This is a genomic window from Thioalkalivibrio sp. ALE30, assembly GCF_000377465.1.
In the GTDB taxonomy this organism is placed as follows: domain Bacteria; phylum Pseudomonadota; class Gammaproteobacteria; order Ectothiorhodospirales; family Ectothiorhodospiraceae; genus Thioalkalivibrio.
Genome location: NZ_KB898168.1, coordinates 185,481 through 206,717 on the forward strand (window position 1 = coordinate 185,481; position 21,237 = coordinate 206,717).

Here is a 21,237-nt window from a genome sequence, read left to right on the forward strand (position 1 = left end):
GGAACCTCCGTTGAACATTGAATGCTTTATAGCCCGCGGCGCAGGGTTTTGATTCCGCTGTCATGAAGTAGCTCCCGTGCGGGGTGACGGGTCCGTTGGTCCCGTCTCGGCATCCGTCACGCGGTCCGGGGTACCGAGGGCGCGCTGCTGCAGCTCGGCGAGGGCCACGCGCTTGTTCGGGAAGATGTTGTCGCGGCCGATCTCATCCAGCAGGCCGGCGCGCTCCATGGCCTCGCGCACGGGCTTCTTCAGGCCACTGAACATCAGCTTGCAGTCGGCCGCCGCGAGGTCGCCGATCAGGGCGCGCACCTTGTCCACGCCCGAGGCGTCGATGCGGTTGATGCTGTTGCCGAGCACCAGCACCGCGCGGGCATTCGGGTTGCGTGCGACTGCGTCCATGACCGCATCCTCGAAGTGGGCCACGTTCATGAACACCAGCGAGGCGTCGAAGCGCAGGACCGTGAAGTGGTCGCCGGCCGGGCGCAGGTCGTTACTGAGCGCGCCAGCCAGGGACCCGTCGGGGCGCAGGCCCTGGATCTCGGAGCGCGGGCGCACGGTGCCGACCAGGAACAGCAGGGACGACAGGATGACACCGACGATGACGCCGTTGGCCAGATCCGGCGCCATGTACAGCGTCACGCCGAAGGTGAGGAAGCCGGCCAGGCCATCGGCGCGGCTGATGGTCCAGGAACGCGCGAGGGTTTTGAAGTCCAGCAGACCGAACACCGCCGACATCACGATGGCGGCCAGGACGGCCTGCGGCAGGTGATAGAGGTATGGAGTCAGGAACAGCATGGTGATCAGCACGCCAATGGCACTGACCACTGCGAACAGGCCACTCTGCGCCCCTGAGCGTGCCGCCACCGCCGAGCGCGAGAATGAGCCACTGACCGCGTAGGACTGAAAGAAGCTGCCGACGATGTTGGCCAGCCCCTGGCCGATCAGTTCCTGGTTGGGGTTCAGCTTCTCGCGGCGCTGGGCAGCCAGCGCGCGCGAGATGGAGGTGGCCTCCATGAACCCGATCAGGGCCATCACGAAGGCGGCCGGCAGCAGGGCGGGGATGACCTCCCAGTCCAGGACGGGCAGCTGCAGGCTGGGCAGGCCCTGCGGGATGGTGCCGACGACCTGGCCGCCGGAGGCGACAATGATGCGGTACCCGTCGAAGCCGGACAGGCGCCACGGGCGGCCCTCGGAAGCCTCGTTCCAGGCGCGGAACTGCGCCTCGCCATCCATCGTTTCGGCGCGCTCGAGCCGTTCCTTGTGGGCGGCGACACGCAGGTCGCTCAGCTCGCGCTTGAGCCGGGTCTCGCGTACCTCGAGGCGGGCCACGCGCACCGCGAGATCGGGCGATTCCTCGCCTGCCTTTTCCGCCTCCTTCAGGGCCCGGCTGGCCTCGCTGAGATCCTCCGAGGTGGTGTTGAGTGCGGCGCGCGTGTCGGCCAGTTCCTGGTACAGGTTGCGCACGTCGGTGGCCTGGATCCGGTCCGGCGTAATCGTCTCGTTGCTCTCGAATCCGGTCAGGGCACTGATCAGCGTGCCCAGCACGACCACGACCAGCACGCCGGGCAGGCGCGGCATGATCCGGCGCAGCACGATCAGCGTGGCAAGCGTACCCGCGCCGAAGGCGATAGTCGGCCAGTGGGCATGACCCAGCTGGGTGAGGACGCCGGCGAAGTCAGTCAGGAACGCGCCGGTATCCGGTTTGGGGACGTTGAAGAAGGTGTTGATCAGCGACAGTCCGATGATCAGGGCCGCGGCGTTGGTGAAGCCCACGATGACCGGCTGCGAGACGAAGTTCATCAGGATGCCGAGGCGGAACACCCCCAGCAACAGACGCATGATGCCAACCATCAGCGCCAGCAGGATCGATAGCTGGATGAAGTATTCGGTCCCGGCGACCGCGAAGGGCGCCAGGGAGGCGGCCGACAGCAGGGACAGCATTGCCACGGGTCCCGTATGAAGGAAGCGCGAGGAGCCCCACAGCGACCCGATGATCGCCGGGATGGCCGAGGCATACAGGCCGTAGACGACGGGCAGGCCCGCGAGGGTCGCGTAGGCCATGCCCTGGGGAACCAGGATCATCGCGACGCTGAGGCCGGCCATGATATCGGCGCGAACCGATTTCCCGGACATCGGGAACCAGTGGACGAAGGGGAGCAGGCGTTGGATCCAGTCGTTACTCATGCAGGTGGAGTCTTCCTTGGTCGGACGTGGTGAGGTGTTGCGGGTGCCGGCCGGGCGATGCCGCGGCCGGCGGATGGGGGATGCCGCGGTACCGGGCTACCCTGCGGCGGGCAGCGCGCCATCCGCCGGGGCATTCCGGGGCTTTCCGCCAGGGCCCGGATCACGCGGCGTGGCCACCATCACCACGGGCAGTTCGGCGGCGGTCTCGCTGGCGAGGACGTGATGACCCAGGTAGCCCTGTTCGTCGCAGACCAGGAAGTCGATGCGGATGCCGCGACCCAGCACCCGGCGCAGAGCCCGTTCCGGATCGCCACTGAGCGTCTCGATATGGACGTCGTGGGGCAGGGGGCTGCCCACGCGCGTGAAGCTCTCGATCAGCACCCGGGCTTCGGTCTCACCCAGGAACGTCAGCACGACCAGATCGGCCCCGAGGCGTTCGCAGCTGTCGGCGGCGTAATCGAACACGTGGCGCGGCGCGAACGGGCCCACGAACAGGCCGATGCGGCGGCGGGTCGTGGCCGGTTCGACCGAGTCCTCGGCGTTGGGGGCCGTCGGGTTCGAGTCCGGCGCATCGCTGGCCAGCGAGCGATACTTGTCCCCCATGGGCTGCATCTCGGCCAGGTCGGCGTAGGCCAGACCTTCGAGCATCTTCTTCATGGCTTGGGTCAGGGCGGGCATTGGTGTCTCCATTGGGTGGGTCAACGGAGTCATTGCACGCTGCGTGCCAGATCGTAAAAACAATGACTTACACCAATTCCGGGTGCGTTACTGCTGGTGGAGTGTTGCAGGTTGCATCGATTTCGGTCGGCGGCCCGGAAACGCCATTGCCAAGCGGTTGAAAATAGTTGCAAAATGTAACAATCGATATTGCAACGAGTAACATCATGGGTCGCAGCTTGCGCAGCAAGGTTCGCTGGGTATACGCCGGAGTCCTGGTCCTGGTAATGGGGCTCGTCGTTGCCCAGTACGTGGCGCTCTCGACGATCGAGACCCGGTTGCAACAGGGCGATGTGGTGGCCGAGCTGCTGCAGGACAGCCTCGAGATGCGGCGCTTCGAAAAGAAGTTCTACAGCTCCGGCGAACATGGCGACCTGGCGGCCGCCCGAGACCATGCAGAGGCCGCGCTGGAGCGCCTGGAGGACAATCAGACGGCGCTCGAACAACACGCCGGCGGCGACGAGCTGGGCAGCCTGCGCGGCGCCCTGGTGGCGTATCGCGATGGCCTGGAACGCTATCCGCGGCTCGCCGGGCTCGAGCGAGAGCAGCTGGTCGAGCGCATCCGCGATGCCGGTGGCGAGGCCTCGGCGCTGACCAAGGTGCTGAGTCAGCGCGAACGCGAGAATCTGCGTACGGGCGTGCAGGTCTCGCGCACCGAACTCCTGGTGGCGACCGGTCTCGTGCTGTTGCTGGTGCTGCTGGGGGGCTGGTGGCTGGCCCGCCGGATCCTGGCGCCGTTGCGGTCGATGGAGAACCAGTTGCGCGCGATCGGCGCGGGCTCGCGAACCCGGCTGACGGCCCCAACCCGGGACCGGGAGCTGGTCTCGTTTGCGGAGGCCTTCAACGGGATGCTCGACGAGCTGGATGCGCGCCAGGCGGACCTGCGCCGTTCCGAGCGGCTAGCGGCACTGGGCGTGCTGGTCTCGGGGGTTGCCCACGAACTGAACAACCCGCTGGGCAACATCTCCACCGCGCTGCAACTGGTTTCCGAGGAGGGCCCGGCCGGGGACCCGGGGCTGCTCGCCGAGTGGTTGCAACAAGCCGAGGGCGAGACCGCGCGGGCCCAGAACATCGTGCGCGGGCTGCTACTTTATTCGCGCCAGCAACCGCAGGGACCCCGGCGCGAGGAGTGCCGGTCGCTGCGGCTGATTCTCGACGGGACGCTGGACCTGATCCGCGCCACCTTGCCGGTGGATCAGGTGACGATCCGGGTGGATGCCGGGCTGCAGGTGACCGTGGATCCGGAACGCCTGCAGCAGGTCTTCGTGAACCTGCTGCGCAATGCATTCGAGGCCGGGGGCGAAGACGTGGAAGTACGCATCCAGGCTCAGCGGGGGCGGCTGGGGGACCTGCGGCCGGGACCCGGTGGCCACGTGGTGGGCGCGTTGCTGGTGCATGGCGAGGACACGCTCCCGGTCGTCCGCATCTCGGTCGATGACGACGGACCGGGGATACCGGATGCTGCCCTGGACCATGTGTTCGAGCCGTTCTACCGGGGCCGCGAGGAGGGCAGCGGGTCCGGGCTGGGCCTGTTCGTGGCCCAGGAGATTATCCAGGATCACGGGGGGGCGATCGGCGTCAGCCGTTGTCCGCTGGGCGGTACCCGCTTCCAGGTCTGGCTGCCCTGCGAATGCGAGGAAACGCCATGAGTGACGCGCCGCAGCAGCCGGGGTCGACCGCCACCGACCCGCCCGAGGCGCGGCTGCTGGTGATCGACGACGAACCGATTGCCTGCCGCCAGCTGGAACAGGTGTTCCGGCACTCGCCCTTTACGGTGGTCACGCGGGAGGACGGAGCCAGCGGTTTGCAGGCCCTGGATCAGGAACGCTTCGACGCCGTGCTCACGGATCTGCGCATGCCCGGGGTGGACGGGATGGGGATCCTGCGCCGGGCGCGGGAACGGGATCCGGACCTGGCCGTGATCATGATCACCGGCCACGCGACCCTGGATTCGGCGGTGGAGGCGATGAAGGCCGGGGCCTTCCACTACATCGCCAAGCCGTTCCGCATCGACGAGGTTCGCGAGGTGGTGGCCAAGGCGGTCGAGTTCACCCGGCTGCGGCGTGACAACCGTGCGCTGCGCGATCAGGTGGAACAGGGCGGGCGCAAGGCGACGCTGGTGGCGCAGGACACCGCGATGCAGCGATTGCTGGAGACCGCGCGCCAGATCGCCCCGACCGACTGTAACGTGGTCCTGACCGGCGAGAGCGGGACCGGCAAGGAGCTGCTGGCCCGCTACATCCACAACCACAGCACCCGAGCGGAGGGGCCGTTCCTGGCGGTGAACTGCGGGGCGCTGCAGGACGAGCTGCTGGCCAGCGAACTGTTCGGGCACGAGAAGGGCGCCTTCACCGGGGCCACGCAGCAGAAGAAGGGCCTGTTCGAGGCCGCCGCGGGCGGGACGCTGTTTCTGGACGAGGTGGCGGAGACCAGCCCGGCGATGCAGGTGAACCTGCTGCGCGTGCTGCAGGAGCGCGAGGTCCTGCGGGTCGGGGGGCGTACGCCGATCCCGGTGGATGTGCGGGTGATCGCGGCCAGTAATCGCCGCCTGGACCGGGCGGTGGATCGTGGCGACATGCGCGAGGATCTTTACTTTCGCCTGAACGTGGTGAATCTGGTGTTGCCCCCGTTGCGGGATCGGCGCGACGACATCCCGCTGCTGGCGTACTACTTCCTCAAGCGCCACGCCCTGGCGATGGGCAAGCGTATCGATGACATCGAGCCCGCGGCCCTGGAGCGTCTGGTCGAGCACGACTATCCCGGGAATGTGCGCGAATTGTCCAACATCATTGAACGCGGGGTGGCTCTGGCGCGCACCACGGACCTGACCCTGGCGGATCTGCCGCGCGCGCTGCGCGAGGCGAGCGCGCGGGTGGTGGACGAGGCCGCGGCGCCGGTGCGAACGCTGGAGGAGCAGGAGGCCGTACAGATCCGCCAGGCGCTGGATCAGACCGGGGGGAATCGTACCCGGGCCGCGCGGCTGCTGGGGATCGACCGCGTATCCCTGTGGCGAAAGATCAAACGCCTCGGCATCGAGCCCCCCGGGTAACAGGGACCAGGCAGCGCGCATGTGCGTGCCGTGAACATAACCGGATTCGTTGTGTCCGAACTCTGCGAAGGCATACAACCGGAGGTGAGGCATGCGAAACGGGATGGGACGGAGACACGCCGCTCGCGCCAGCGCGCTGGTCGCAGGGCTGGCCCTGATGGGCTCGGCGCCGGCCGGCGAAGTGGTCGAGGAAGGCATCTCCAGCGAGTACGAACGTTTCGATCTTGTGCGGGTAGCCGGTGATCTGGAGCACCCCTGGTCGGTGGCCTTCCTGCCGGACGGTGGCTATCTGGTGACCGAACGGACGGGTGCGCTGAAACAGGTGCGCGATGGCGAGGTGAGCTCGGTCGAGGGTGTGCCGGAGGTCGTGGCGCGCGGCCAGGGCGGCTTGCTGGATGTCGTGCTGCACCCGGACTTCGCGGCGAACCACCGGGTGTATTTCACCTATGTCACCGGGGATTCCGACCAGTCCTACACCGCGCTGGGGCGCGGGCGTCTGGAGGACGGGGCCCTGCACGAGGTGGAGGAACTGTTCCGTCAGGACCGGGGCGGCAGCAATCCGGGCCACTTCGGTTCGCGGCTGGCCTGGCAGGCCGATGGCACCCTGTTGATGACGATCGGCGATCGTCGGCAGGAAGACCCGTCCCAGGACCTTTCTGCACATACCGGGTCCCTGCTGCGCCTGACCGAGGATGGCGAGGCCCCGGCGGACAACCCGTTTGTCGACCGCGATGATGCCCAGCCACACATCTTTGCCTATGGCCTGCGCAATTCGCAGGGTCTGGTGGTGGATCCGGCGGACGGCACGATCTGGCTGACGGACCACGGGCCCCGGGGTGGGGATGAACTGAACCGTATGGAAGCCGGGGGCAACTATGGCTGGCCGGTGGTGTCGCGGGGGCGCGACTATCGGTCCGAGGAACCCTTTGGCGAGGCGCGTCACGACGCGGATATGATCGACCCGGTCTACGAGTTCCTGCCGACGCTGGCGCCGTCCGGGCTGGCGATGGTGACCGCGGATCGCTTCGAGTCCTGGCAAGGCAATCTGCTGGCGGGTGGCCTGCGTGCCGAACGGATCCTGCGCATCGTGATCGAGGACGACGAAGTCGTGCACATGGAAGAGCTGCTGCACGGCAAGATCGGGCGCATTCGTGATGTCCGCGAGGGACCGGAGGGGCACATCTATGTGCTGACGGACCATTCGGATGGCGGGCTTTATCGCCTGGAATGAGCCCGATCCCGATCCCGAGCCCATGGCCGGCATTGGGGCCGCGAGTTCCGGGCCCGCACGGGCCTGCAAACAGGAGCCGGTCTTAGCGGCTTCGGCCCGAGGCGCCCCGACGTCAGTCGCCGGCTGGCTCCAGTAACAGGGCCGCCAGTGGCGGCAGATGCAGGTAGAGTGTCGCGGGGTGCCCGTGGCGTTCCACCGGCTCGGCATAGGCCTCCGCCGGGCCGCGCGAGCCCCCACCGTAGACCTCGGCGTCACTGTTCAGGGTGACCCGCCAGCGCCCGGCGTGGGGCGCGGGTACGGGGTAGGCCGGGCGCTCCACCGGCGTCAGGTTCAGCACCACCACGACCTGGCGGCCCTGGTGGTCGCGGCGCACGAAGCTCAGGGTGGAGTGCGCGGCATCGTCGCAGTCCAGCCAGTCGAAGCCGTCCGGTTCGAATTCCCGGGCGTGCAGGGCGGGGTCGGCGCGGTAGGCGCGGTTCAGATCCCGCACCAGGTTCTGCAGGCCCTGGTGCAGCGGGTACTGCAGCACGTACCAGTCGAGTTCGCGATCCTCCGACCATTCCGGGCCCTGGCCGAATTCCTGGCCCATGAACAGGAGTTTCTTGCCGGGGTAGAGCCACTGCCAGCTGTAGAGCAGGCGCAGGTTGGCGTGCTGTTCCCACTCGTTGCCCGGCATGCGTCCGCGCAGGCTGCGCTTCCCGTGTACCACCTCGTCGTGCGAGAACGGGAGGACGAAGTTCTCGCTATAGGCGTAGAGCTGGCCGAACGTGAGCTGGCCGTGGTGGTGCATGCGGTAGATCGGGTCCATCCCGAAGTAGGTCAGGGTGTCGTGCATCCACCCCATGTTCCACTTCATGGTGAAGCCCAGCCCGCCCATGGACGGCGGGCGGCTGACCCCCGGCCAGGCGGTGGATTCCTCGGCGATCATGGCGACGCCCGGATGACTGGTCTGGACCGTCTCGTTCAGGTGGCGCAGGAAGTCGATGGCCTCCAGGTTTTCGTTGCCGCCGTGGATGTTGGGCAGCCAGTCCTCGCCTTCGCGGTCGTAGTCGCGATAGAGCATGGAGGCGACGGCATCCACGCGCAGGCCGTCGAGGTGGAAGTCCTCGACCCAGCACAGGGCGCTGGAGAGCAGGAAGTTGCGGACCTCGGGGCGCGAGTAGTTGAAGATCAGGGTGCCCCAGCCGCGGTGCTCGCCGATGCGCGGGTCGGCGTGTTCGTACAGCGCGGTGCCATCGAACCGGGCCAGCGCGAACTCGTCGCGCGGGAAGTGGCCGGGGACCCAGTCGAGGATCACGCCAAGACCGGCCTGATGGGCCTGGTCGACGAAATGGCGAAAGTCGTCCGGCTGACCAAAGCGCGAGGTGGGGGCAAAGAAGCCGGTGCTCTGGTAGCCCCAGGATCCGTCGAACGGGTGCTCGGTGACCGGCAGCAATTCGAGATGGGTAAAGCCCATGTCGCGGGCGTAGGGCACCAGGCGCTCGGCCAGCTCGCGGTAGCTGGGCCAGTGGCCCTCGGGACTGCGCTGCCAGGAGCCCAGATGCACCTCGTAGATGCTCATTGGCCGATGCTTCCAGGCCTCCGGATCGCGGTTGCGCATCCAGTGCTCGTCATTCCAGGCATAGGTGCTGGCCTCCTGGATGCGGGCGGCGGTCTCGGGGCGAACCTGGTAGGCGCGGGCGTACGGGTCGGTCTTCAGGTGCAGGCTGCCGTGCTCGCGATTGCGGATCTCGAACTTGTACAGCGTTTCCGCGGTCATCCCCGGTATGAACAGCTCCCAGATGCCGCTGCCCGCGTGGACGGTCATTGGATGGCAGCGCCCGTCCCAGCGGTTGAAGTCGCCCACCACCGACACGCGTTCGGCGTTGGGCGCCCACACGGCGAAGCGCACGCCGTGGATGCCGTCGCGGGCCATCGGATGGGCGCCCAGCATGCGATGGGCATGCCAGTGGCGGCCCTCGGCGAACAGGTGGCGATCGAATTCGGGGATGTCCGGGGCAAAGCTCCAGGGGTCAATTGCCTGCAACGTGGATGTGCCACCCTCGGGCATCCAGTCCAGCTGCGGGTGCGCGGGGAGGGCGTCCACCGGCCCACGCCACAGGAACAGCCCGGGGAATCCCGAGGCGGCGTCCATGGGTATGTGGCGCCCGTCGCAAAGTGTGATGGAGGCCTCCGTTGCATGCGGTAGCCAGGCCCGATAACAGGTGGTTTGTTGATCCAGCGCATGGCGCCCCAGGACGCTGTGCGGATCATGGAGCCGGGCCTCGGCCAGGCGCGCTAACGGATCGGCGACGGAACGGGTGCATTTGTCGGGGGCTGTTGCCATACTCGGATCAAGCTCGCGTTTGGGTCGTGGAATAGTGCGGTTCAGGCCGGGTCGGCAGAACACGTGAGTACAACATACTAGGGAAACACTGATTAATGTACGCACTCGCGTTGGCACCCCAGGTTTTTCGAGGCAAGGCGCGTCGTGCAGCGGGTAGTGGTTCTACCCGCAAGCGGCGCAACGCAGGATCGGGGAACCTGGGGTGCCAACCCCACAACCTATTGAGAGCAGGGGCTCGGCCGCTTTTGCGCGCGCACAGCGTTGCGGTTCCCTTGTGCAGAATGCTGCACGGCAGTCACCGCGCCTTGTTCGCACGCAAAAGCGACTCGAGCGCGAGTGAGTACATTAATCAGTGTTTCCCTGGAGAACACGAACGGATGTACGCGCGCTTGTCGGATACCGCGGTTCCACGAGGCGGGTCAGGGCACACACCGAGCCTTGTCCGCGGGTGGGAGCGAGGACCCAGCGAGCGGGTACATGCGGACGTGTTTGCCTCGACAAGGATGGGTGCATGAGTCCACAACCGCAACGTTACGTCAGCCGCCTGACCCGGGAGACCCTTGCCCTGATCCTGGCCGGCGGACGCGGCTCGCGACTGAAACAACTGACGCTGTGGCGCGCCAAGCCGGCCGTGCCCTTCGGCGGCAAGTTCCGCATCATCGACTTCCCCCTGTCCAACTGCATCAACTCGGGTATCCGTCAGGTCGCCGTGGTGACGCAGTACAAGGCACACTCGCTGATCCAGCACATGCAGCGGGGCTGGAGCCTCCTGCGCGGGGAATTCGGCGAGTTCATCGAGCTGCTGCCGGCGCAGCAGCGCATCGAGACCTCCTGGTACGCGGGGACAGCCGACGCGGTCTACCAGAACATCGACATCATCCGGCAGCACAATCCGCGCTATGTGCTGATCCTGGCCGGGGACCACATCTACAAGATGGACTACGGCCAGATGATCGCCTTCCACGTGGAGAGCGGCGCAGACATGACCGTGGGCTGCCTGGAGGTGGAGCAGGAGCGGGCGAAGGCCTTCGGCGTGATGGGGGTGGATGCGTCCAGCCGCATTACCTCGTTTGCGGAAAAGCCGGAGGACCCGGCGCTGATCCCCGGCAGCAAGACCCACTCGCTGGCCTCCATGGGGATCTACGTGATCAACACCGAGTTCCTGTTCGACCAGCTGATCAAGGATGCGGACGACACCTTCTCCAGCCACGATTTCGGCAAGGACATCATCCCCGGCATCATCGAGCGAAACCAGGTGATGGCCTATCCGTTCCGTGACGAGCAAGGCGTGCGCCAGGGCTACTGGCGCGATGTGGGGACCATCGACTCCTACTGGCAGGCGAATCTGGAGCTGATCGGGGTGACGCCGGAGTTGAACCTGTACGACTCGGAATGGCCGATCTGGACCTATCAGGAGCAGTTGCCGCCGGCCAAGTTCGTGTTCGACGACGAGGACCGCCGCGGCATGGCGATCGACTCGATGGTCTCCGGGGGCTGCATCATCTCCGGGAGCACCGTGCGCCACTCCCTGCTGTTTTCCAATGTGCAGGTCAACGCCTGTGCCAGCGTGGAGGACTCGGTGATCCTGCCCAGTGTGACCGTCGGCGAGAACTGCGTGATCCGCAATGCGGTGATCGACAAGGGCTGCAAGGTCCCGGACGGGACCGAGATCGGGGTGGACGACGAGGCCGACGCCCGCGACTACTTCGTCTCCCCGGGCGGGGTGCGCGTGGTGACGCCGGAGATGCTCGGACAGGCGACCCACCATGTCCGCTGAATCTGGCAGTACCACCGCGCTAGCCACCCAGCCGCCCCAGCTCGACGTGGTGCTGTGCTGGCATATGCACCAGCCGCAGTACTACGACTCCGGGGCTGGCGAGTATGTCCTGCCATGGACCTACCTGCACGCGCTGAAGGACTACACCGACATGGCCGCGCACCTGGAGGCCTGTCCCCAGGCGCGCGCGGTGGTGAATTTCGCGCCGATCCTGCTGGAGCAGATCGCGGACTACGGCGAGCGGCTGGAGGCCGGGATCGGCAATCGCTCGAGCTTCGGCGACCCGGTGCTGGACCTGCTCCAGCTGGATATCGTCCCGGTGGATCCGGTGCAGCGGCGCGAGATCCTGCGCGTCTGCCTGCGCGCGCATGCCCCGCGCATGATCGAGCCGTTCCCGCTGTTCGAGCGCCTGGCGACCCTGGCCCGCCAGGCGCTGGAAGACGCCGTGCTGCTGGCGCATCTGGACAACCGCTTCTTCCAGGATCTGGCGACCTGCTATCACCTGGCCTGGCTGGGGGAGACCGTGCGCCGCGCCTATCCCGAGGTGCAGGGCTGGCTGAAGGCGGATCAGGGCTTCAACCGCGACGTGCGGGGCCGCCTGCTGAAGCTGATCCGCGACGAGGTCAAGGCGATCCTGCCGCGCTACCGCGAACTGGCCGAGCAGGGGCGTGTGGAGCTCTCGTTCACCCCGTATGCCCACCCGATCATGCCGCTGCTGCTGGACCTGCAGTCGGCGCGCGAGGCGATGCCGGATGTCGAATTGCCGCAGGCGCCGGCGTACCCGGACGGCGAGGCCCGGGTGCGCTGGCATATCGAACGCGGCCTGGCGGTGTTCGAGCAGTACTTCGGCTTCCGGCCACGCGGCTGCTGGCCTTCGGAGGGCAGTCTCAGCGAGGCGACCGTGCGCCTGCTGGATGACTACGACATCTGCTGGACCGCCAGTGGCCAGACCGTACTCGGCAACAGCCTGGCGGCGGCCGGGGAGACCGCCGAGTCGCATACCGGTTCGGCGGAGCAGGAGGGCTGGCTGCATCGTCCGTATTGCCTGAAGGGGGCCCGGACGGAGCTGTTCTTCCGCGACGACGGGCTTTCCGATGCGATCGGGTTTCGCTACGCCGACTGGCACGCCGACGACGCGGTCGGGGACTTCGTGCATCACCTCGAGAATATTGCCGCCGTCTCGCCCGACGGGGGCGTGGTGGCGGTCATCCTGGATGGCGAGAACGCCTGGGAGTACTACCCGGAGAACGGCTTCTACTTCCTGCGGGCGTTGTACGAGCGGGTAGCGGAGAATCCGCGGCTGAACCTGTGCACCTTCTCGGACGTCTGCCAGCGCACGGGTCCGCGGACGGATCGCGGCGAACTCACGGGCATGGTGGCGGGCTCCTGGGTCTACGGGACCTTTTCCACCTGGATTGGCGACCCGGACAAGAACCTTGGCTGGGACCGCCTGATCGAGGCCTGGACCGCCGTGGACCAGGCCATCGCGCGGCATCCGGCACTGGATACGCCGGAGCTGCGCAAGCAGCTCGCGGTATGCGAGGGCTCCGACTGGTGCTGGTGGTTCGGGGAATACAACCCCGCGGGTTCCGTCAGCGACTTCGAACAGCTCTACCGTCGGCATCTGGCCCGCCTGTACCAGCTGGCGGATCTCGATGTGCCCGACTCGCTGGGCGAGGTCCTCTCGGTCGGGGGCGGTGATCCCGCGGCGGGCGGTACCATGCGCAAGGGCCAGTAACTGTGTGCCAAGTAACCATGTGCCCGGTAACCATGTACGAGGGGCCGTAGCGGATGGAGGCGGGCGAAGAACACTGCAACCCCCTGATGCAGCGCCGCCGCGCGGGGGTCCTCCTGCACCCCGTGTCATTGCCGGGCCTGGGTCCGGTCGGGACGCTGGGGGACGAGGCCTTTCGTTTCCTCGACTGGGCGCGGGATGCTGGCTTCAGCCTGTGGCAGATCCTGCCGTTGCACCCGCCGCAGGAGGACGGTTCGCCGTATGCCAGTATCTCCGCCTTCGCTGGCGATGTGCGCCTGATCGACCCGCAGCGCCTGGCGGCGCGCGCGGGCCTTGCGGACCCGACGCTGCCCGTCGACACACTGCTGGAACAGGCGCGGGAGCGGCTGGAGCAGGCCGGCGATGGCTGGGCGCAGGCCTACCAGGCTTTTCGGGATTCCCAGGGCCCGGTGTGGCTGGAGGACTTTGCCCGGTTCGTGGTGATCCGGGCCCGTGAAGGCGGCCGTCCCTGGTGGGAATGGCCGGCCGCCTTGCGCGACCGCGATCCGGATGCCCTGGCGGCTGCGGAGGTCGATGCGGCCCGGGAGCTGGAGGCGGTACGCTTCGCCCAGTTTGTGCTGTTCGATCAGTGGCAGGACGTGCGCGAGCATGCCCGCGCACGGGACATCCTGATCCTGGGCGACATGCCGATCTTCGTGGCGCACGACTCGGCCGAGGTCTGGGCCCACCGTGACCTGTTCGATCTGGACGACACGGGGCACCCGCTGACCGTGGCCGGCGTGCCACCGGACTACTTCTCCGAGACCGGGCAGCGCTGGGGCAACCCGCACTACCGCTGGGACCGCCTTGCCGAACGCGGCTACGACTGGTGGGTGGAGCGGCTGCGCTGGACCCTGGAGACGGTAGACGCCGTGCGCATTGATCACTTCCGCGGCTTCGAGGCCAGCTGGGCGGTGCCGGCGAGCGAGCCGGATGCCACGCAGGGGCACTGGGTGCCGGGGCCGGGCGCGGACTTCTTCGAACAGCTTCAGACCCGTCTCGGCGTGCTGCCGTTGCTGGCCGAGGACCTCGGCGTGATCACGCCGGAGGTGACCGCCCTGCGCCTGCGCTTCGATCTGCCGGGCATGCGCATCCTGCAGTTCGCCTTCGAGGGTGGGCCGGACAACCCGTACCTGCCGGCGAATCACGACGAACTGAGCGCGGTGTACACGGGTACCCACGACAACGACACCACGCTGGGCTGGTTCCGTTCCCTGGAGCCGTCCCTGCAGCAGCACGTGATCGCAACGCTGGATGAGGGCGGGGCCGAGGAGATGCCCTGGCCGCTGATCCGTGCGGCCTGCCGTTCGCCGGCACAGCTCGCGATCCTGCCGATGCAGGATGCCCTGCAACTGGGTTCGGACGCGCGCACGAACATTCCCGGTACGGTGGACGAACGCAACTGGACCTGGCGCTTTGACTGGAGTCAGCTGCCCGAGGGACAGACCGAGGCGCTGCGCGCGCTGGCGCAGGAGACCCGCCGCCTGGAATGAGGGACCGTTCGGCCCGCGCGCCTCAGTGCAGGCATGGGCCCGACACAAGAAAGCCCGGCCCCTTGACGGGGACCGGGCTTTTTCATTGGGTCTACGGTGGCGCGATTAGCGCATCATGCCGCCGCCCTGGCCACCCTGTTGCTGCTGCATCTGCTGCTGCAGGCTCTGCATGCGCTGGATGACGTCGTCGATATCGGCGTTTTCCTGGCGCATGGCGGCCATCAGGTCTTCCCGCAGGGCTTCCTGGGCCTCCAGGATTTCTTCATCCTGCGCGACCGCCTGCTGGGCTTCCTGCAGGTTCATCTGCGCCTGCTGCACGTCTTCGGACTGGATGACTTCCTGGCGCTGTTCGGCGCTGAGGTCCGGATCGCGCAGGCGTTCCTCGGCGGACTCGAGGGTTTCCAGGTCCCGACGCGGCTGATAGCCGGCGGACTCCATCTTGTCCAGGACCAGGTTTTCCAGCTCTTCGCCCTTCTGTTCCAGCTGCGGATTGTTCTGGATGGCCTGCTGCTGGGTCTCGGCGAGCGTCTGCTGGAGCTGCTGCATCTCCATCTGCGGGTTGCCGCCCTGACCGCCCTGCATGCCCATGCCGCCCTGGCCCTGCTGGCCCATGCCCTGCGCCATGGCGAGCGGGCTGGCCAGCGCAAGGGCGGCCGCGGCGATCAGTCCGGCGACGGACCGGGAACGAATCTTCATAGAGTCTCTCCTGCGTAAGTAGTAACGGTAGCCTAGACAAGCGCACTTAACCCCAGCTTAACAAGCGTGGCGCTTTCATGCCCGACAAGGGGCGTCGAGCCAGGCGAGTGGCACCTGGCGAAGACGATCCGCGGATGGAGGAGTTCCCCGGGGCCCCGTGGCGGGCGTATCCGTGTGATGCCCGTCGCGGTTTCGGGTTGATCAGGGCGGATCGCTGCGCGTGAACAGCGCTATGTCGCGCGCGGGCAGCGCGAGGGCGCAACCCAGCCGGTCGGCGATCCAGTGCAGGGTGTCGGGACCGTAGAACGCGACGTGGGTGGGGTCGCGGCGATAGTGCCAGCGGCGGAAGCCGTCCGCCTCGGGCGGCCATTCGGTCATTACGGCAAGAACGCCGCCCGGGCGCAGGTGGGTGCGCAGCGTTTGCAGTGCGTGCAGGGGACTGTGCAGGTGCTCCAGCACCTCGGTGCAGGTGATGAAATCCCAGCCGGAGTCGGGTGCGTCGGGCCAGGCGGGTGCAAAGGTGGGGTCCCATATATCCATGGTGTAGCCGCCCGCCCGCAGCAGGGCCGCGAGAACGGGTTGGGGTCCGCAGCCCCAGTCGAGGCCGCGGGCAGGTGGCGGCAGGGCCTCGAGCAGCGGTTCGATCAGCCGCTGCAGATGCGCCTGGTAACCAGGGTCATCGGGCCGATTCTCGTGGGTGCGGTAGTACGCACGTTCCGTCTCGCGGTCGGGCCAGACCCCGGTGTCGAGGTGGATCAGGCGGCAGTGGTGGCAGCGGCGATAGTCACCGGGTGAGGGGTCGCCGAGACCGCGGTGATGGAACAGCCGGGTCGGCTGGCCGCACAACGGGCAGGCAGGCCGAGCGGAGCCGCTCAGCGGCGCAGGTAGCGGAACCACGAGGCGATATTCAGCAGGCTCATCAGGGATTGCGAGAGGTAGGTATAGGCGGCGGCCTTCAGGATGCGCTCCGCATGCGGGTAGTCGGGCGGGTGCAGGTAACGCCCGTCGCGCAGCATCGGCATGGCCCGGCGGAAGCTGGCGTCGAACTCCGTGGGGAGGGTGACCAGGTGGGCCAGCGTGGCGAGCCCCATGGAGAGGACTCCGGCCAGCAGGAACAGGAACGCGGGCGCGGGATGTCGGGCGAGCAGGGTGACAAAGGGAATGGCGACCAGCAGCCAGGCGCCGATCTGCTGTCCGTATCCCGCGACGCAGACCAGGTAGCTGCGCATGCGCAGCGGGGCGTAGCCCTCGGCATGCTGGATGGCGTGTCCGACCTCGTGGGCGGCCACGGTGACCGCCGTGAGGGAGTGGCCCTCGTGGTTTTCGGGCGACAGCCGTACGGTGCGGGCGTTGGGGTCGTAGTGATCTCCGTGCGTGGTGGTCTCCACCCGGACCTTGTGCAGCCCGTGACGGTCCAGCAGATCGCGGGCCAGTTCCGCGCCGGTGCCGTCGTAGCGGTCCCCCGGCTGGTGGTACTTCTTCATGACGTGACGTACCCAGAGGCCCGGGGCCCAGGCGAGGAACAACAGCAACGGCGCGAGCAGGATCAACAGTCGCATGCGGCTATATTGACCCAAATCCCGCCCTGGCGGAAAGGGTAAGCCGGTTCGGGATGACCGCGCGTGGCGGCAGGCCCCTCAGCCGGCCGTTCGCCCCGCTGGTTGCGTCAGTCCTCGGACTCGTCGTAGTCGCCCTTGTGTTTCGGGTTCGGGCGGGCGCGGCGGTCGCGCGAATAGTCCCGGTCGTCGGCGTTGCCCTCCGGCGCGGCCTCGATCATGCGCAGGTTGGCTGCGGGGGCCGACCCGTCCTTCTCCTGACCGAAGTAGATGGTCTGGTGCGGGAACGGGATCTCGATGCCGGCGGCGTCGAAGTGCTTCTTGACCAGGCGGTTGAACGCGCGGCCCAGGCCGAACTGGGTGCCCGGCAGCGTCTTGATGCGGATACGCACGTTGACCGAGCTGTCGGCCAGGGCGGTGACGCCGTGCACCTCCATTTCGTCGAGGATGTTCGGACCCTGGTCGGGGTCTTCCTTGAGTTCCTCGAAGGCCTCGCGCAGGCGCACGATGACCTCGTCGATGTCCTCGCGGTAGGCGACGCCGTACTCGCCCACGTGGTAGGCGAATTCACGCATGTAGTTGGACACCGCGTCGACCGAGGAGAACGGGATCAGGTGGTAGGTCCCGGACAGGTCGCGCAGACCCAGCGAGCGGATGGTCAGGCGTTCGACCACGCCGGTCGTTCCGGCGACGGTGACTACGTCACCGACGTTGATGGCGTTCTCGAGCTGGATGAAGACCCCGGTGATCACGTCCTGGACCAGTTTCTGGGCGCCGAAGCCGACGGCCAGGCCGAGGACGCCCGCGCCGGCCAGCAGCGGCCCGATGTTCACGCCGATCTCGGCCAGCACGATCATGGTGGTCATCACGATCAGCACGATGGCGACCGCATTGCGGAAGATGGTCAGCAGCGTGGCCTCGCGGGCCGTCGGACCGCCGTCGCCGGTGTTGGGGTTCATGCGGTGTTCGATCCAGCTGGCGAATACCAGCCAGATGGCGAGCACGCCCAGCAGGATCAGGGCGACCGAGATCGCGGTGCCCAGTACCGCCATGCCGGTGTCGGAGGCGAGCCAGGTGGTCAGGCTGAAGGCACCCCAGGCATCCGCGATCACCGCCAGCACGATCAGCAGGATCACCAGGCGCATGACCTTCAGCGCCTTCGGGATGTACGAGTTCAGGCGCAGTTCCAGCGACGGGAACTTCTCCCGGGTCTCGTCGGGCACGCGGATCTGCCGGCCGATCAGCTGCGTCAGCAGGTTGGCGACGAACACGCCCACGAAGGCCGCGAGCAAGGTCTGACCGGTGGCCTTGGCCATGAAGGGCAGAGCGTCTTCCGGGCGCGTGACGCTGACCACGGCCAGCGCCAGGAAGTAGAGCAGCGCGATCCAGTGCCAGAAATTCGCCAGCAGCGAGATCACGATCCGGGTGAAGGCGAACTCGGCCCGGTTGGCCATCGCGATCAGGCGGTCATGCACCCGGCTGCGGTTCTGCAGGATGATCACGGCGGCGTACAGGAACGCCGTCAGCATCACGATCAGCCCCAGCGAGCGCCCCGCCTCGGAGGAGATCTGGTTGTTGGCGATCGGCACCAGCAGCAGGAGGCCGTAGCCAATGTAGCCCACGATGCGCGCCAGCCAGGCGTTCCAGTAGGCGGCCTCGTCCCCGGCCATCGGCAGCAGGCGCAGACCGTGGTAGCGGGTGGCGAAGATCAGGCGCAGCGCCGCCTTGGTCACCTCGATCAGCAGGAAGGCGTTCAGGAACAGCGAGTGGCGCGTGTTCATCTCGCCCGACTCGCCCAGTACGAACAGCGCGAGGGCATAGCCGGCCAGCCAGGCGAGGATGACGATCAGGAAGTCGATCGCGGCGGCGAGGACGACGGCGGGCAGTGCCCGCATCAGGCGCATGTGCTCCGCGGCATTCAGGGCCCAGCGGTCGATGCCGGTAAACAACGGGGCACCCAGGCGGCGCAGGATCAGGAACACCACCACGGTGAATACAATGATGATCGCCAGATCGAGCACGGCCATCCCGAAAACCGTCGGTTCGATTGCACGGACCTGTTCGGCGATGTCCGCGGCGATGTCGTTGAGGGCCCGGATCTCGGCCACGGTCCCCTCGGCCAGCGACTGGGTCAGCTGGGCAATCTGGCGCGCCACCGATTCGCTCTCGCCGGTGTCCACCGGGACGGCATCTTCGGCCGTCTCGCTCTCGCTGGCGCCGCTGTCGGCGCGCAAGGCTTCCAGCAGGCGTTCGCGTGCCTCCTCGTTTTCCAGCGCGTCGATCAGCGTCTGGCGCAGGTCATTGCCGGATTCCGTCGCGCCGGCATCCTGGGCAGAGACGGCCCCCAGCGGCACGGAGAACAGCAGGGCGGCGAGGACGAGCAGGCGGGAGAAGAAGCGAAACGGCGAGCGCTGGTGGGTCACGGCAAACCTCAATGTTCGGGGGGCATCCATGGGAGCCGCGCTCATGGCGTTCATGTCGATGGACCTATTGAGCGGCGGTTCGCCCGTGCGGTTAGTGCGAGCAGTCTAAAGGCTCGAAGTTCCCCGCCACAATGCGGGCCGGGGGTGCGTCCGGGGATGGCCGCCGCCCCTGGCGGAGCCTTGCCATGATGGGGGAAAGCACGCTCATCGCGAGCGCCAAAGGCGCGGGGCGATCTCCGTGCCCGACCTCGGCGTCGGCCGGGCACGAGGCTTACTCCAGCAGCATCGGGTCCAGCCAGGCGATCCCGAGCTGGGCCATCTGCTGCTCCACCCAGGCGATACGGCGGTCCAGTTGCGGGCCCGGCTGGACCGGGTTCATGCGCCCGGGGCTGGGGAGGATGGCGGCCAGGCGCGCGGACTGGTGACGGTCCAGTTCGGTGGCGGAGACACCGAAGTAATGCTGGGCGGCGTTCTCGATGCCGTAGATGCCGGGGCCCCATTCCGCCAGGTTCAGGTAGATCTCGAGGATGCGTCGTTTCGGCCACAGGGTCTCCATCCCCAGCGTGAACCCGGCCTCCAGCGACTTGCGCACCCAGGACCGGCCGTGCCACAGGAACAGATTCTTGGCGGTCTGCTGGCTGATGGTGCTGGCGCCGCGCAGTCGCCCGCCGCGCACATGATCGCCCAGCGCCTGGCGCACCGAGCCCCAGTCAAAGCCGCGATGGTTGGGAAAATGCTGGTCCTCCGCGGCGATCACCGCCAGCATCAGGTGGCGGGGCAGGTCATCCAGACGCTGCCAGTCCGGGCGCCGGTTGGAGGCGGTCTGCCAGTCGGTGGCCACCACCATGGCCATGCCGTAGGGCGGGTCGACGCGAGCGAACAGCACGACCAGCGCGAACATAACCCCGATGCCCAGCGCCAGCAGGAATGCGGTCAGCCCGGCCACCCAGAGGAGCAGGCGGCGCAGCGGGCGGCGCTTGCGGCGGGCCGCCATTACCGTACCCCTGCCGCGCGCGGCGCACCGGCGAAGTCGATGTTGCGGATGCGGGTCTCCATGAGGCGCAAGGATAACGCTTGCGCGTGCCGGCCGGGGCGGTTTTCGCGATGCGATCCGGTCGTGTCGGCCCGCTGCCGGTCGAACTGTTTGCCCGTTTCGTGGCCCAATGGCGGAGGGGCTGCCCGACCGACCCCGAAATCCGCCTCGACAACCCGACCGTTCGCGAAGGAGAGAGCCATGGACGTATTGCCCTATCGCTATGTGACCCCGAGCGGCGAGGCCGTGTCCTTCGAGTTTCGTCTGCACCCCGAGACGGGTTCGGCGGTGCGGGTGCAGCAGTTGCTGGACCGGTTGACCGATACCCTGGATAACGAGATCGGGGTGCTGGGGGACACCTGTAACGGGGATGTGCTGCAGGCCCTGGCGATGGCCCTGGCGGTACGTACCGAGATGATCCCGGCCGACCCCGAGATGACCCAGGGACTCGCGCGCGATGTGGTGGAGCGCGCGTTGAAATCGCTGGGCGAGGCGCAGCACCAGCAGACCGGGCCGGTAGGACATGCCTGACCCGGCCGCGAACCGACCGCCAAAGGCCCCCGGACGCCCGATCGTGTTCTTCGATGGCGGCTGCCCGCTGTGCCGTCGCGAGATCGGACACTACCAGCGCCTGGATACCGCTGCCGCGGTCGACTGGCGCGACATTCACGCCGATGCGGCGCCGCTCGCCGCCTGGGGCATCACCTGGGACCAGGCCATGCAGCGCATGCATGCCGTCAGTCCCGAGGGCCGCATCCGCAGCGGGGCCTGGGCCTTCGTGCTGGTCTGGCGGCATCTGCCGTATTACCGCTGGCTCGGCGGCGTGCTGCATCGCCTTCCGCCGGTCGTCTGGCTGATGGACCGCGTCTACAACGTGATCGCCCGCTATCGCTGGCGGTCCCGCTGCGACGACGGGGTCTGCCGCCCGGGGGGATAACGGCCGCCGTGGCGCATGCCAAGCCTCATCTGCCGCAAAAG

17 protein-coding genes are annotated in these 21,237 nt (G+C 67.6%); 8 read left to right on the plus strand and 9 right to left on the minus strand.

The features are described 5' to 3' along the window. Positions 1–60 precede the first annotated feature (60 nt). Both D107_RS0100805 and D107_RS0100810 read right to left on the minus strand, forming a co-directional pair. The gene (locus D107_RS0100805) at positions 61–2,184 is read right to left on the minus strand and encodes a SulP family inorganic anion transporter (protein WP_018880524.1); all 2,124 of its coding nucleotides are present in this window, start codon (positions 2,182–2,184) and stop codon (positions 61–63) included. Positions 2,185–2,280: 96 nt separating this feature from the next. Further along, the gene (locus D107_RS0100810) at positions 2,281–2,862 is read right to left on the minus strand and encodes a hypothetical protein (RefSeq protein WP_018880525.1); all 582 of its coding nucleotides are present in this window, start codon (positions 2,860–2,862) and stop codon (positions 2,281–2,283) included. A 206-nt stretch (positions 2,863–3,068) separates the two neighbouring features. Between D107_RS0100810 and D107_RS0100815 the strand changes: the two genes are divergently transcribed. The 3 genes from D107_RS0100815 (at position 3,069) to D107_RS0100825 (ending at position 7,181) form a co-directional block, all read left to right on the plus strand. Beyond that, on the plus strand, positions 3,069–4,550 hold the full coding sequence (locus D107_RS0100815) for a sensor histidine kinase (RefSeq protein ID WP_018880526.1): 1,482 nt from the start codon (positions 3,069–3,071) through the stop codon (positions 4,548–4,550). Further along, positions 4,547–5,950, plus strand: a complete 1,404-nt coding sequence (locus D107_RS0100820) for a sigma-54 dependent transcriptional regulator (RefSeq protein ID WP_018880527.1) — start codon at positions 4,547–4,549, stop codon at positions 5,948–5,950. Before D107_RS0100815 ends, D107_RS0100820 begins: the two co-directional genes overlap by 4 nt. Positions 5,951–6,041: 91 nt before the next feature. Next, the gene (locus D107_RS0100825) at positions 6,042–7,181 is read left to right on the plus strand and encodes a PQQ-dependent sugar dehydrogenase (RefSeq protein ID WP_018880528.1); all 1,140 of its coding nucleotides are present in this window, start codon (positions 6,042–6,044) and stop codon (positions 7,179–7,181) included. Between the two features lie 112 nt (positions 7,182–7,293). On the opposite strand, the gene glgB is transcribed toward D107_RS0100825, so the two are convergent. Next, positions 7,294–9,507, minus strand: coding sequence for a 1,4-alpha-glucan branching protein GlgB (gene glgB, locus D107_RS0100830; RefSeq protein ID WP_081619271.1), 2,214 nt, complete (start codon positions 9,505–9,507; stop codon positions 7,294–7,296). 511 nt (positions 9,508–10,018) lie between these two features. Here glgB and glgC point away from each other — a divergent pair. From glgC to malQ, 3 genes are read left to right on the plus strand one after another with little or no spacing between them, the layout of a single operon-like run. After that, complete coding sequence (gene glgC, locus D107_RS0100835; RefSeq protein WP_018880529.1) at positions 10,019–11,284, plus strand: glucose-1-phosphate adenylyltransferase; 1,266 nt, start codon at positions 10,019–10,021, stop codon at positions 11,282–11,284. Beyond that, positions 11,274–13,022, plus strand: coding sequence for a glycoside hydrolase family 57 protein (locus D107_RS0100840; RefSeq protein WP_018877530.1), 1,749 nt, complete (start codon positions 11,274–11,276; stop codon positions 13,020–13,022). Before glgC ends, D107_RS0100840 begins: the two co-directional genes overlap by 11 nt. 53 nt (positions 13,023–13,075) lie before the next feature. Next, a complete protein-coding gene (gene malQ / locus D107_RS0100845; RefSeq protein ID WP_018880530.1) occupies positions 13,076–14,551 on the plus strand; it encodes a 4-alpha-glucanotransferase in 1,476 nt (491 codons plus the stop codon). A 105-nt stretch (positions 14,552–14,656) separates the two neighbouring features. Here the strand turns inward: malQ and D107_RS0100850 are convergent, their stop codons facing one another. From D107_RS0100850 to D107_RS0100875, 6 genes are all read right to left on the minus strand, one after another. Then, entirely contained in the window at positions 14,657–15,247 is a 591-nt protein-coding gene (locus tag D107_RS0100850; RefSeq protein ID WP_018867082.1) for a hypothetical protein, read from the minus strand. A gap of 201 nt (positions 15,248–15,448) precedes the next feature. Further along, on the minus strand, positions 15,449–16,093 hold the full coding sequence (locus tag D107_RS0100855; RefSeq protein WP_018880531.1) for a class I SAM-dependent methyltransferase: 645 nt from the start codon (positions 16,091–16,093) through the stop codon (positions 15,449–15,451). A 26-nt stretch (positions 16,094–16,119) separates the two neighbouring features. Continuing rightward, positions 16,120–16,806, minus strand: a complete 687-nt coding sequence (locus D107_RS0100860; RefSeq protein ID WP_018867080.1) for a zinc metallopeptidase — start codon at positions 16,804–16,806, stop codon at positions 16,120–16,122. Positions 16,807–16,913: 107 nt separating this feature from the next. After that, entirely contained in the window at positions 16,914–19,226 is a 2,313-nt protein-coding gene (locus D107_RS0100865; protein ID WP_018867079.1) for a mechanosensitive ion channel domain-containing protein, read from the minus strand. Between the two features lie 271 nt (positions 19,227–19,497). Beyond that, positions 19,498–20,220, minus strand: coding sequence for a monofunctional biosynthetic peptidoglycan transglycosylase (mtgA, locus tag D107_RS0100870; RefSeq protein ID WP_018867078.1), 723 nt, complete (start codon positions 20,218–20,220; stop codon positions 19,498–19,500). Then, positions 20,220–20,462 (minus strand): hypothetical protein, encoded by a 243-nt coding sequence (locus tag D107_RS0100875; protein WP_018867077.1) that lies wholly within the window; start codon positions 20,460–20,462, stop codon positions 20,220–20,222. Before D107_RS0100875 ends, mtgA begins: the two co-directional genes overlap by 1 nt. Here D107_RS0100875 and D107_RS0100880 point away from each other — a divergent pair. Further along, positions 20,461–20,790, plus strand: a complete 330-nt coding sequence (locus D107_RS0100880) for a hypothetical protein (protein WP_018867076.1) — start codon at positions 20,461–20,463, stop codon at positions 20,788–20,790. The genes D107_RS0100875 and D107_RS0100880 overlap by 2 nt on opposite strands. Further along, complete coding sequence (locus D107_RS0100885) at positions 20,783–21,196, plus strand: thiol-disulfide oxidoreductase DCC family protein (protein WP_038032689.1); 414 nt, start codon at positions 20,783–20,785, stop codon at positions 21,194–21,196. The genes D107_RS0100880 and D107_RS0100885 overlap by 8 nt, the downstream gene beginning before the upstream one ends. The last annotated feature ends 41 nt before the right edge of the window (positions 21,197–21,237 follow it).